Origin of the sequence: Hymenobacter coccineus, assembly GCF_001816125.1 — a bacterium.
GTDB lineage: Bacteria > Bacteroidota > Bacteroidia > Cytophagales > Hymenobacteraceae > Hymenobacter > Hymenobacter coccineus.
Genome location: NZ_MDZA01000067.1, coordinates 1 through 11,115 on the forward strand (window position 1 = coordinate 1; position 11,115 = coordinate 11,115).

An 11,115-nucleotide genomic window follows, 5' to 3' on the forward strand; every position below is an offset into this window, starting at 1 on the left:
TCGCGCCCCGAAACGTGAGCAGCAACCCGGTGCCGCCCAGCAGCACCAGCGCCGCCGCCTCGGCGGGGCGCCAGGACCGCCCGCTGGCCGCCACCGCCTCCCCCACAAACCGCGCAAACAGCCCCAGCCCCGCCACGCCCAGCACCGCGTTGGCCACCTGAAACGCCCGCACATCCGACGTGATGCAAGCCAGCAGGGCAAACAGCAGGTTGAAGCCCGGCCCGGCCGTAAAGAACATCGAATGACCATCGCCGTGCGCTAGTTCTTGCACCAGCTGCCAGTTGCGCACCGAGTCGTAGTCGGGCAAGCCGTTGGCAAACAGGTGCCATAGCCGCAGGCCCAGCACCGCCAGCAGCGCCAGGCCCAGCCCCCAACGGGCGCTGGGCGGGGCAGGAAGCGGCGGCACGGCGTTATTTGCGGGCATTCGGGTGCATTTAGGGCCCCGGGGCCGGGCCGTCGCAAAGGTCGGCACGGGCGCCCGCCGGGGCCCCGGCGGGCCAGCATTCATCTTAATTTTTCCTATGCGCCTTGTCATTCAGCGCGTTAGCAGCGCGCAGGTTACCGTGGCAACGGCCGTTACGGGCCGCATCGGGCCGGGCCTGCTGGTGTTGGCCGGCTTCGCCCCCACCGATGGCCCCGCCCAGCTGGCCTGGGGGGCCCGCAAGCTGGTGCAGCTCCGCATCTTCGCTGATGAGGCCGGCCAGATGAATCGCAGCGTACTCGACGCGGGCGGCGAAGTGCTGGTGGTGAGCCAGTTCACCTTACTGGCCGACGCTCGCAAGGGTAACCGCCCCAGCTACGTGGGCGCCGCCCCGCCGGCCGTAGCCGAGCCGCTGTACCAGCAGTTTGTGGCCCTGGTGGCCGAGCTGCTGGGCCGCCCGGTACCCACCGGCATCTTCGGGGCCGACATGCAGGTGAGCTTGGTGAACGACGGCCCCGTCACCATCATCCTCGATTCGCCCACCGCTTAATTTCTTCCTTACCAGTCGTTTGACATGACCATCGAGCAAGCTCAACAAACCGTCGACCAGTGGATTACGACCACCGGCGTGCGCTACTTCAACGAACTTACCAACATGGCCATCCTCACCGAGGAGGTGGGCGAGGTAGCCCGGCTCATCGCCCGGCAGTACGGCGAGCAGTCCTTCAAAGAATCCGACAAGGGCCACGAGCTGGGCGACGAGCTGGCCGACGTGCTGTTCGTCGTCATCTGCCTGGCCAACCAAACCGGCGTTAACCTCACCGAGGCCCTGACGCGCAACCTGGCCAAAAAAACCCAGCGCGACGCCCAGCGGCACAAGGATAATGAGAAGCTGAAGTAGCTGGGGGCCCCAGTGGCTGTCAGTAAAACGTCAATGGTAATTATAGAAACGGGATGGTCCGGCGAATTGCCCGCAGGGCTTCGTCGGGCCACGCTTACCAAAGAACAGCGGCTCCGGAGCGCGGATAAGAGCGGCCCGATGACTGAAACGTCGACGGACCACTCCGTTTCAGACTCTTGCTATCCACTGCTTCCCGGGGCCCTAGACAAGCACCAGCCGGTCATCTTTCAGCAAAGGCAACGCGTTGGCGTAGGTGTCGACTTTTGCGCAGAACAGGAAGTCATCGTTGGCCTCCAGGGCGTTGAGGCGGCGCACGGCGGCCGATTGCAGCAGGTAGCCCGGCAGGTCGTCACCAGCCTGGTGCCACATGTGTAGCGCGGCCAGGGTGCTGTCCGAGTGGGCCACATCGAAGCCCAGGGGCCCCAGGCGGGCGGCGAGGGCCCCACCGAAGAGGCTGTCTTCGAGGCAGAACTGGCCCTTCCAACCGGCGCAGACTACCAGCACATCGCGCTGCTGTTGCTGGGCAAAATTGGCCACCGCCGTCAGGTTCACGAAGCCGCCGATGACGACGGCCTCGGCGGCCAGCGAGCGGCGCAGGGCCTGGGTGCCGTTGGTGGTGCTGATGGCCAGGGCCCGGCCCCGCACCGGCCGGGCGGGGTCGAGGAAGCCGAAGGGCGAGTTGCCCAAGTCGAAGCCCTCGGCCGGCACGCCGTCGCGCTCGGCCGCCGTGAGGCAGCCCTGGGCCCCCAGCGCCGCGCACTCCTCTAAGCTGCCCACCGGAAACACGTGCGTGACGCCCGCCACCAGGGCCGTGACGATGGTGGTGCTGGCCCGCAAAACGTCCACAATCACGGCCACCCGGCCCCGCAAATCATACAAGGGCAGCAAATCGGGGGAAAAACAAACGTCTAAAGCAGGCATTTTGAGGGTTTATTGAATTTGAAACTGGCAATACGCGTGTCATCCTGAGCGAGCGAAGGATCTGGGAATAACTGAGCATTCAGCTACTGCAACCTGCTCAGTTATTCCCAGATCCTTCGCTCGCTCAGGATGACAGTTCTTGCGTCAAGAATTATACTTCCTCGGTGCCGGGCACCAGCGGCAGCTTGTGCACGGTGGCAGGCAGGTTTTTGCCCCGGATTTGCACGAAGATTGGGGTGCCGGGCGCCGCCAGCTCAGCGCGCACGTAGCCCAGGCCCACGCCCTTGCCCAAGCTCGGCGACTGCGTACCGCTGGTGACGTCGCCGATTTTCTGGCCGTCGGCGTCCACCAGCTCGTAGTGGCCGCGTGGGATGCCGGGGCCGTCCATCACGAAGCCAACCAGCTTTTTGGCCATCCCGGCGGCTTTTTGGGCCTTCAAGGCTTCGCTGTTAGTAAATTCTTTAGTGAACTTGGTGATCCAGCCCAGGCCGGCTTCGAGGGGCGAGGTGGTGTCGTCGATGTCGTTGCCGTAGAGGCTGTAGCCCATTTCGAGGCGCAGCGTATCGCGCGCGCCCAAGCCAATGGGCTTGAGGCCGTGGGGCTTACCGGCCAGCATGATGGCGTCCCACACGCGCTGGGCGTACTCGTTGGGCACGTACAGCTCGAAGCCGCCCGCGCCGGTGTAGCCGGTGGCCGAGATGATGACGTCGGGGGCCCCGGCGAAGGGGCCCTGCGTGAACGAGTAGTACGGGATGGCAGCCAGGTCCACGTTGGTGAGGCCTTGCAGCGCGGCCACGGCCTTGGGGCCCTGCACGGCAAACAGGCTGGTGCGGTCGGAAATATCTTCCATCTCCGCGCCCTCGGTGTTGAACTGCTGGATCCAGTTCCAGTCCTTCTCAATGTTGGAGGCGTTGACGACCAGCAGGTAATCGTTTTCGGCCAGCATGTACACCAGCAGGTCGTCGACGAGGCCGCCGGTGTGGTTGGGCAGGGCCGAGTACTGGGCCTTGCCGGGCTGGAGCTTGGCGGCGTCGTTGGTCGTCACGCGCTGGATGAGGGCCAGCGCCTGGGCCCCCCGCACCCGGAACTCGCCCATGTGCGAGACGTCAAACATGCCCACGGCCCGGCGCACGGTGTGGTGCTCGTCGAGGTCGGAGGAGTAGCGTACGGGCATGTTGTAGCCGGCGAAGGGCACCATTTTAGCCCCCAGCTGCTGGTGGGTGGCGTCGAGGGTGACGGTTTTGAGCGAGGAAACGGTCATGAAGAACGGGGGATAAGGTCGGCCGCAGCCGCGGCTTTCGGCCTGCGAAAGTAGCTACTTTCGGCCCGGGGCCGTAGAGGAGCTTATTCCGCCCCGCCCCCATGACCCCCAACGAAATCAAGCAGGACTTCGAGTCGGCCGTTACCAAACATGTGCTATTCAAGGCGAAGCTGCGCTCGTTTTTGTACGGCAACGGCTACGCCGAGGGGCCCCTGCGCGACCCCGACCAGTGCGCCCTGGGCCACTGGATTGCCGACCGCCGGGCCGGGGCCTACGTGCACGTACCCGAAATGGCTAACCTCGATGCGGCCCACCGCCGCCTGCACCGCGACGCGGCCCTGCTGATGGACCTGCGCCTGGCCGGCCGCCCCGAAGCGGCCGCCGATGGCCTGCCCGCCGTGCTGGCCCAGGCCGAGAGCATTGCCGCCCTCCTGCAAACCATCGAACGCACACTACGTACCGAAGCCTAAGCCCAGGGCCCCATCCAGCGCTGGGCTTTTGGCCCGGCAACGCCATGAAAATCAAGCTAAGCACTAAAATATTTGCTGGTATCCTGCTGCTGCTGGGGCTGTTTGCGGCGGTGCTCTTCGTGAACTACCGGCTGGCCGTGCAAGTGGTAAGCAATGCCCGGGCCGTGGCCTCGTCGCAGCGCGTGTCGGAAGAAGCCAACGGCCTGTTGCGCAACATTGTGGACATGGAAACCGGCTTCCGGGGCTACTTGCTCTCGGGCAATGAGGCGGCGCTTGACCCCTACTACGCGGGCGAGCGGCAGCTGGTGGGGCTTTTCAGCGACCTACGCACGCTGGTGGCCCACAACCCCGCGCAAGTGGGCCACCTCAACAGCTCGCAGCGCCTGTTTCAGCAGTGGAACGCCTACACGCACCTCATCATCACGGAGAAGCGCCGGCTGCACTTGCTGAATCCTAACATGGAAGCCCTGCAAGACCTGCCCCACCGCCGGCTGGTGGAGGGCCTCACGGGCAAGCAGATAATGGATAACGTGCGCTTTCACCTCGGCCAGTTCGACGTGGTGGAAAACGCTACCCGCCGCCGGCTCGACGCGCGCCGCGACGCCAGCATCGGCCGGGCCCAGTGGATTTCGGTGAGCGCGGCCGTGGCGGCCCTGGTGCTCGGGCTGGCCTGGGCCGTGTACCTGGCGCGGGGGCTGGCGCGGCGCCTCACGGGGCTAGTGGGCCTGGCCCGCCGCCTCGGCGCGGGCGAGTACGACGCCCAGCTTGTGGACGATAACCAGGACGAGCTGAGCGTACTCACTGGGGCTCTTAACGGCCTGGGGCGCACCGTGAGCACCAACATCGGCCAGCTCGAAACCCGTAACCGCGAGCTGGACCAGTTCGCCTACGTGGTATCGCACGACCTAAAGGCGCCCCTGCGTGGCATTGAAAGCGCCTCGCGCTGGATTGAGGAAGACATGGGGCCCGACCAGTTGCCGGCCCACATCCGCGAGTTTCTGGGGCTGATGCGCCAGCGCGTGCACCGCATGGAAAACCTCATCACCGGCATTCTCGACCTGGCCCGGGTGGGCCGCGCAACCGAAGTGCACGAAACGGTGTTTGTGCGCCAGCTGCTGCGCGAAATTGCGGCCAACCTCAACCTGCCCGCAAGCCTGCACTTCGAGCTGCCGTTCTTTTTGCCCACCCTCGTCACCACGCGGGTGCAGCTTGAGCAAGTGTTCACCAACCTGATCAGCAACGCGGTGAAGTACCACGAGCACCCCGAGCAGGCCAACGTTACCATCGGCTGCGACGACGCGGGCGATTTTTACCGCTTCTCGGTGACGGACGACGGGCCGGGCATTGCGGCGGAGTACCACGAGCGAATTTTTGTTATTTTCCAAACCTTGGTTGAGCGCGACACGCTGGAGAGCACCGGCGTGGGCCTGGCCATTGTGAAGAAGATTGTGGAGCGCCAGGGCGGCACCATTGGCGTCGAATCGGTGCCCGGGCAGGGCGCCACCTTCGCGTTCACCTGGCCCAAGCAGCCGCCCAGCGGCCAGGCCAAAGCCGCCAAAGCCACTGCCCCCGCGCTGGCCGTTTAACCTCATCTTTGCTTCTTACCCGCCCCGGCCCACCGGTTTCCTTTCCCACTTATGTCCCCCGAATCCATCCCGAGCATCCTGTTGGTTGAAGACGACCAGATGGACGTTATGAACGTGCAGCGCGAGCTGCGCCGCCAGCACATTGAGGTGCCGCTTACGCACGCCCGCAACGGCCGCGAGGCCCTGGACCTGCTGCGCGGCGAGAACGGCCAGGAAAAAATTGCCAAGCCCAGCCTGGTGATGCTCGACATCAACATGCCCCGCATGAACGGCCTGGAGCTGCTGGCCGCCCTGCGCGCCGACCCCGACTTTGCCGATTTGAACGTGTTCATCATGACCACTTCCGACCTGGATTCGGACCGCTTCAAGGCCCAGCAGCTGGCCGTGAGCGGCTACATCATCAAGCCTCTGAGCTTCGAAACCTTTGGCGAAGGCGGCACCAGCGTCGACGGCTTCAGCCTGTTCCTCGACCTGATTCAGCTGAAACGGTGAAGACCCCGGGGCCCCGGCCGGCGCTGCTGGCCACCCACACCGGCCTGCCACTCGAAGCCGGCCTGGACGAGGCCGGACGGGGCTGCCTGGCGGGGCCCGTGTTTGCGGCGGCCGTCATTCTGCCGCCCAGTTTTGCCCCGCCCCTGCTCCGCGATTCCAAGCAACTCAGCGCCCGGCAGCGCGAGCTGCTGCGCCCGCTCATCTGCGCCGAGGCCGTGGCCTGGGCCGTGGGCGAGGCTTCGGAAGAAGAGATTGGGGCCCTGAACATTGCCCAGGCCAGCTACCTGGCCATGCACCGGGCCGTGGCCGCGCTGCCCATCGCGCCGGCCCACTTGCTAGTGGACGGCAACCGCTTCCGGCCTTTGAATGGGTTTGCCCACACCTGCGTGGTGGGCGGCGACGGCCTTTACCGCAGCATCGCCGCCGCCTCGGTGCTCGCCAAAACCTTCCGCGACGAGCGCATGGCCGCCCTCAGCCGCAAGTTTCCGGCCTACGGCTGGGCCCAGAACGCAGGCTACCCCACGGCGGCTCACCGGGCGGCCATCCGGGCGCACGGGCCCACGCCGCGGCACCGGCCCGGGTTCCGGTTGCTGTAGGCCGCGGGCTGGCGGCAATCGTCCTTCCAACGAGCAGGGGCCCTGCGGAGCCATAACGGCTGCCGCAGGGCCCCTGTTAGCTAAGCTGCGGGCCGGCTTACTTGTGGCCGCCGGCGTTGCTGCCCACCGCGTCCGGGTCTTCCTCGCCGCGCACAAAGCCTTGGCTGTCGCGCGGCACCATGGCCTCGTCGATGTTGGCCTCTTCGGCATCGGACACGTACTGGTTGCTGGTCGGGCCGAGGCCCCCGTTTTTCTCCTTCAACGCGGCTTCGGCTTGCGCGAAGTGCAGCGTGAACAGCGGGTCGCCCTCGACGGGTACGGGCGGGGTATTTTTATTATCGGCGGGTTGTTTGGAGCTGGTGGACATATGGCAAGGGAAAGCGGCCGAGAAATAAGCGGCCGCCTTCTCTATTTGATACGACGGTCAGCCAGCGCGGGTTTAGGGCCCCTGGCCCAGTAGGCGCAAAAAAAGGCCGTTGCCCGGGGGCAACGGCCTTATAAGCAGCAGGGCCGGCCGGAAGCTGTCTACCCCAGCTTTTTGGCCAAACCCCGCCAGCGCACGAGAGGTCCTTCCTTTCCACATTTCCAGCCCGTGCGGGGCACTTATGAATACAAATCTAGGGGCGCCTTCCGAATAATGGTTCTTCATTTAGACCAATTCAACCTTGTGCTCTGCCAATTAGCGGTATTACTGTGTGAATGGCGCCGTGGCGACGGGCACCGCGTAGTTTTGCCGGGCGTACGGCCCCTGCCCGTGCCGCCTTAGCCCATGCTTTCCGACGCCAACTTCGACGAAACCCACAACCCCTGGCGCGTGCTCAGGAGCGCCGTGCAATACCAAAACCCCTGGATTTCAGTGCGCGAAGACCAGGTGCTCAACCCCGCCGGGGGCCCCGGCATCTACGGCGTGGTGAGCATGAAGAATAAGGCCATCGGCATCATTCCCGTCGACGCCGAGGGCAATACCTGGCTCGTGGGCCAGTACCGCTACCCGCTGAACGAATACAGCTGGGAGATTCCGATGGGCGGGGGCCCCGTGGAGCTCGACGTGCTGGAATCGGCCCGGCGCGAGCTGCGCGAGGAAACCGGCCTGCTGGCCGCCCGCTGGACGCGCATTGCCCGCCTGCACACCTCCAACTCCGTGACCGACGAGGAGGGCTTCGTGTACCTGGCCGAGGAGCTGACGCAGGGCGACACCGAGCCCGAAGAAACCGAGGACCTGCGCCTCTGGAAGCTGCCCCTGGCCGAGGCCGTGGCCATGGCCATGGACGACCGCATCACCGACGGCATCAGCGTGGCGGGCCTGCTCAAGGCCGAGCGCATTTTGGCGGCGCGCGCCAGGGGCTAACTTTGCCCGAAATATGCGCCAATTGCTTCGCTACCTGGGCCACCGCCTGTACACCACCTGGGCCACGTTTTGGTTCATGCTGCCGTTCGTGGTCACCTACCCCTGGCAGTGGTGGCTGGGGCGCACGCCGGCCGGCTACCCCGCGCTGCACCGCATCTACAGCGGCTGGTCGAAGTTTTCGCTGGCCCTGTGGGGCGTGCCGATTGAGGAAATCCACGAGCAGGCGGGGCCCCTGCCCAGCCCCTGCGTGTACGTGGCCAACCACGGCTCGTACATCGATATTATGCTGCTGTTCAAGACGGTACCCGGCTTCCTTAACATGATGGGCAAGCTCTCGCTGGCCAAGGTGCCGCTGTGGGGGCCCCTGTTTGCCAAGGTGTACATCACCGTGGACCGGGCCAGCGCCGTGAGCCGCGGCCGGGCCCTGGTGGCGGCCCGCCAGGGCCTGGCTGCCGGGCGCAGCATCGCCATTTTCGCCGAAGGGCGCATTTCGCCCACGCCTGGCCGCGAGCTGCTGCCATTGCAGGACGGCGCGTTTCAGCTGGCCATTGCCGCCGGCGTGCCCATCGTGCCCGTGGGCATGCCGCTGAACCACATGTTCATGGCCGACGTGAAAAACAGCCTGCGGGTGCGCTACCACCGCCTCAAAATCGTGTTCCACCCCGCCATTGCCACCACCGGCCTCACCGCCGCCGACGTGCCCGCCCTCAAGGCCCGCGTGGCCGCCTTGCTCACCGCCGACTTCCTGCCCGAAGGCGCCGAGAAACCGGGCCCCAGCACGTGGCGGTAGGCGGTTGCTTACCAAGGAACGGTCATGCTGAGCTTGCCGAAGCACCTCTCCCACTGAACTAACTCAATCGATTCAACGAAGCAGTAGAGATGCTTCGACAAGCTCAACATGACAATCTTGCTTAACTTGATAATTACACTAAATATAAAATGAGCACCGACCTTGCCACCCTGCGCGGCCTCGCCCACCTGGCCCGCCTCGAATTTGACGCCGCCCACGAGCAGCAAATGCTTGGCGACCTGAACAACATCCTCGACTTCGTGGCCCAGCTGGAAGCCGTGGACACGACCGACGTGGAGCCGCTGGTGCACTTGTCGCAGGAAATCAACGTGCTGCGCGACGACGAGGGCCGCAACACCGTGAGCCACCAGGAGGGCCTGCGCAACGCCCCGCGCAAGGATTCGGACTACTTCCGGGTGCCCAAAGTGCTCGACTAGTTGGCGCCTCCTGCACTTCCCGGGGGCCCCGGCCGCGCCTGGCGGCCCCGGCCGCTGGCCGGGCTGGCGGCGCTGGCCGTGGGCCTGGCGGCGTACTACTACCTCACGGGCGCGGCGACCACGCTACCGCTGGTGCTGGTGCCGCACCTGCTGGCCCAGCCCCTCACCCTGCAAACCCTGGCCGTGGGGCCCCTGGCGCTACCCGTGCAGGCCAGCGGCTTCGTGGTGAGCCTGACGCACGACTTGGCAGGGCCCCTGGCGCAGCCCGAAGCCGCCACGTGGCTGGTGGCGTTGCTGGCGGGGGCCCTGGCGGGCTGGGTAGCGGTGGCCACCACGCTGCGGCGTACATCCTTCGTGGCAGCGCTGGTGCCGGTCATCTTCCTGCTTATGTCGCTCAACCTGGACCTGGTGGGCGTTTTTTCGGAGGAGAAGCAGTACTTCCTGGGTTTGAGCCTGGCGCTGGTGGGCGGGCTGGCCTTCGGGCTGCACGCCTACGGCGGACGGGTGCCACTGGCCGGGCGCGTGGCGCTGTGCGCGGCGCTAGTGGCCGGCCTGGGGGCCCTGCTGGTGTTCCGCGGCCAGCTGTCGCCCACCGAGTTGGCCCTGCACCTAGCGGCCTACGCCACCCCGGGCGGGGCGGTGCTGGTGGCCGCGCTGGTGCTGTGGGTGGGCATTGAAAACGTGCGCGGCCTGCTATGGCTGGCCGGGCGCGGGGCCGCCACGGGGCACGGGCCTGTGGCCCTTCGTGGGGGCCAGCCTGGTGTACATCGGCCTGCTAGCCGGGTGGTTTTGGGGCAATGAGGAATTGCTGCTGTACCGCGGCGTGGCCCTCGACCCGCTGGTGCTGCTGCTGCCGGCCGTGCTCGTGGGCGGGCTAGGCCTGCGCCTGCGGGCCCCCAGCTACGGCGCCTGGGTGCCCTACGCGCCGGGCGCGGCCCAGCTGTACCCGCTGTTGGTGATGGCCGCCGGCGGTACCCTGGCCTACGCCCTGGCTACGGATAACACGCCGCTGCTGGCGGCGGCGCGCAGCTTTAGCGGCCTGGCACTGCTGGTGCTGGGGGTGGCTTTTCTGGCCTACGTGCTCGTCAACTTCGCGCCCCTGGTGCGGCAGCGGCTGGCGGTGTACCGGGTGGTGTTTGCGCCGCGGCGGCTGCCGTTCTATACCGTGTACGTGCTGGGCCTGGGGGCCCTGCTGGCCGTGGAGCTGCGGCTCGATGCACCGGTGCTGCGGCAGGTGCGCGCCGGCATGTTCAACTACCTCGGCGACCTGGGCCGCCGCCAGAGCGAGGCTCGCCCCGACGACCTGGGCCTAGCCCTGCTGGCCGAGCGCTACTACGCCGAAAGCGGCGACGTGCTCGACCGCAACAACCTGCACGCCCAGCTGGGCCGGGCGGCGCTCTACCGCTTCCGCGAGCAGCGCCAGAACGAGCTGAACGCCCTGCGCCGGGCCTTGCTGCCCGCGCCCAACGAGAAAGTATCGCTGCGGGTGGCGGCCCTCGGCACCGCGCCCCAGGATTTGTTCGACAACCTCGACGCCCTGCGCCAGGGCCTGCGCCGCCAGCCCGGCAGCGCCGCCCTGGCCGGCGACCTGGCCCAGCTGTTCACCCAAACGTCCCTCACCGATTCGGTGGCCATTTACCTGGACCGCGCCGAGCGGCTGGCCCCCGGCTCCTACCCCAGCCGCACCAACCGCCTGGCCTTTTTGCTGCAACAAAACCTGTTGCCCAACGCCCAGAAGTTAGCCGCCGGCTTTCAGCCCGTGGCCGACGAGCCGGCCCTCGCCAGCAACATCCAGCGGCTGGCCCCCGGCTCCTACCCCAGCCGCACCAACCGCCTGGCCTTTTTGCTGCAACAAAACCTGTTGCCCAACGCCCAGAAGTTAGCCGCCGGCT

The 11,115-nt window shown here is 66.5% G+C and carries 14 protein-coding genes and 1 pseudogene; 11 read left to right on the forward strand and 4 right to left on the reverse strand.

All coding sequences use genetic code 11. The features are described from left to right. Positions 1–424 (reverse strand): hypothetical protein (locus BEN49_RS05375; RefSeq protein WP_141765617.1); only part of this gene is annotated, 424 nt, incomplete at its 3' end. 97 nt (positions 425–521) lie between these two features. Between BEN49_RS05375 and dtd the strand changes: the two genes are divergently transcribed. Beyond that, on the forward strand, positions 522–971 hold the full coding sequence (gene dtd, locus BEN49_RS05380; protein WP_070741831.1) for a D-aminoacyl-tRNA deacylase: 450 nt from the start codon (positions 522–524) through the stop codon (positions 969–971). 24 nt (positions 972–995) lie between these two features. Further along, positions 996–1,322 (forward strand): nucleotide pyrophosphohydrolase, encoded by a 327-nt coding sequence (locus tag BEN49_RS05385; RefSeq protein WP_070741834.1) that lies wholly within the window; start codon positions 996–998, stop codon positions 1,320–1,322. Positions 1,323–1,523: 201 nt separating this feature from the next. Here the strand turns inward: BEN49_RS05385 and BEN49_RS05390 are convergent, their stop codons facing one another. Beyond that, a complete protein-coding gene (locus tag BEN49_RS05390) occupies positions 1,524–2,243 on the reverse strand; it encodes a 2-phosphosulfolactate phosphatase (RefSeq protein ID WP_070741838.1) in 720 nt (239 codons plus the stop codon). A 151-nt stretch (positions 2,244–2,394) separates the two neighbouring features. Beyond that, a complete protein-coding gene (gene gcvT, locus BEN49_RS05395) occupies positions 2,395–3,504 on the reverse strand; it encodes a glycine cleavage system aminomethyltransferase GcvT (protein WP_070741841.1) in 1,110 nt (369 codons plus the stop codon). A 101-nt stretch (positions 3,505–3,605) separates the two neighbouring features. Here gcvT and BEN49_RS05400 point away from each other — a divergent pair, with 101 nt between their 5' ends. The 4 genes from BEN49_RS05400 to rnhB are packed head-to-tail and all read left to right on the forward strand — an operon-like array spanning position 3,606 to position 6,648. Continuing rightward, positions 3,606–3,974 carry a CZB domain-containing protein gene (locus BEN49_RS05400; protein WP_070741844.1) on the forward strand — a complete coding sequence of 123 codons (369 nt, stop codon included), beginning with the start codon at positions 3,606–3,608 and terminating at the stop codon, positions 3,972–3,974. Positions 3,975–4,018: 44 nt separating this feature from the next. Next, positions 4,019–5,560: a sensor histidine kinase gene (locus BEN49_RS05405; RefSeq protein ID WP_083325802.1), complete on the forward strand. Its 1,542-nt coding sequence runs from the start codon at positions 4,019–4,021 to the stop codon at positions 5,558–5,560. A gap of 51 nt (positions 5,561–5,611) precedes the next feature. Next, complete coding sequence (locus tag BEN49_RS05410) at positions 5,612–6,052, forward strand: response regulator (protein ID WP_070741847.1); 441 nt, start codon at positions 5,612–5,614, stop codon at positions 6,050–6,052. Then, on the forward strand, positions 6,049–6,648 hold the full coding sequence (gene rnhB, locus BEN49_RS05415) for a ribonuclease HII (protein ID WP_239691823.1): 600 nt from the start codon (positions 6,049–6,051) through the stop codon (positions 6,646–6,648). The genes BEN49_RS05410 and rnhB overlap by 4 nt, the downstream gene beginning before the upstream one ends. 97 nt (positions 6,649–6,745) lie before the next feature. Here the strand turns inward: rnhB and BEN49_RS05420 are convergent, their stop codons facing one another. Continuing rightward, entirely contained in the window at positions 6,746–7,015 is a 270-nt protein-coding gene (locus BEN49_RS05420; protein ID WP_070741850.1) for a hypothetical protein, read from the reverse strand. A 402-nt stretch (positions 7,016–7,417) separates the two neighbouring features. On the opposite strand from BEN49_RS05420, the gene BEN49_RS05425 reads away from it, so the two are divergent. The 5 genes and pseudogenes from BEN49_RS05425 to BEN49_RS05445 all read left to right on the forward strand — a co-directional run. Next, positions 7,418–7,996 carry an NUDIX domain-containing protein gene (locus BEN49_RS05425; RefSeq protein WP_070741853.1) on the forward strand — a complete coding sequence of 193 codons (579 nt, stop codon included), beginning with the start codon at positions 7,418–7,420 and terminating at the stop codon, positions 7,994–7,996. A 13-nt stretch (positions 7,997–8,009) separates the two neighbouring features. Next, the gene (locus tag BEN49_RS05430; RefSeq protein ID WP_083325803.1) at positions 8,010–8,786 is read left to right on the forward strand and encodes a lysophospholipid acyltransferase family protein; all 777 of its coding nucleotides are present in this window, start codon (positions 8,010–8,012) and stop codon (positions 8,784–8,786) included. A gap of 149 nt (positions 8,787–8,935) precedes the next feature. After that, the gene (gene gatC, locus BEN49_RS05435) at positions 8,936–9,223 is read left to right on the forward strand and encodes an Asp-tRNA(Asn)/Glu-tRNA(Gln) amidotransferase subunit GatC (protein WP_070741856.1); all 288 of its coding nucleotides are present in this window, start codon (positions 8,936–8,938) and stop codon (positions 9,221–9,223) included. Then, the gene (locus tag BEN49_RS05440; protein ID WP_070741858.1) at positions 9,224–10,024 is read left to right on the forward strand and encodes a hypothetical protein; all 801 of its coding nucleotides are present in this window, start codon (positions 9,224–9,226) and stop codon (positions 10,022–10,024) included. Next, positions 9,969–11,115 (forward strand): annotated as a pseudogene (locus BEN49_RS05445) (hypothetical protein); the annotation flags it as partial. The gene BEN49_RS05440 and the pseudogene BEN49_RS05445, both read left to right, overlap by 56 nt.

Coding starts and splice junctions, on each gene's coding strand:
- BEN49_RS05405 (WP_083325802.1), top strand. CDS start 4,019: ATGAAAATCAAGCTAAGCACTAAAATATTTGCTGGTATCCTGCTGCTG.
- BEN49_RS05400 (WP_070741844.1), top strand. CDS start 3,606: ATGACCCCCAACGAAATCAAGCAGGACTTCGAGTCGGCCGTTACCAAA.
- BEN49_RS05410 (WP_070741847.1), top strand. CDS start 5,612: ATGTCCCCCGAATCCATCCCGAGCATCCTGTTGGTTGAAGACGACCAG.
- BEN49_RS05390 (WP_070741838.1), bottom strand. CDS start 2,243: ATGCCTGCTTTAGACGTTTGTTTTTCCCCCGATTTGCTGCCCTTGTAT.
- BEN49_RS05430 (WP_083325803.1), top strand. CDS start 8,010: ATGCGCCAATTGCTTCGCTACCTGGGCCACCGCCTGTACACCACCTGG.
- gcvT (WP_070741841.1), bottom strand. CDS start 3,504: ATGACCGTTTCCTCGCTCAAAACCGTCACCCTCGACGCCACCCACCAG.
- BEN49_RS05420 (WP_070741850.1), bottom strand. CDS start 7,015: ATGTCCACCAGCTCCAAACAACCCGCCGATAATAAAAATACCCCGCCC.
- BEN49_RS05425 (WP_070741853.1), top strand. CDS start 7,418: ATGCTTTCCGACGCCAACTTCGACGAAACCCACAACCCCTGGCGCGTG.
- dtd (WP_070741831.1), top strand. CDS start 522: ATGCGCCTTGTCATTCAGCGCGTTAGCAGCGCGCAGGTTACCGTGGCA.
- BEN49_RS05385 (WP_070741834.1), top strand. CDS start 996: ATGACCATCGAGCAAGCTCAACAAACCGTCGACCAGTGGATTACGACC.
- gatC (WP_070741856.1), top strand. CDS start 8,936: ATGAGCACCGACCTTGCCACCCTGCGCGGCCTCGCCCACCTGGCCCGC.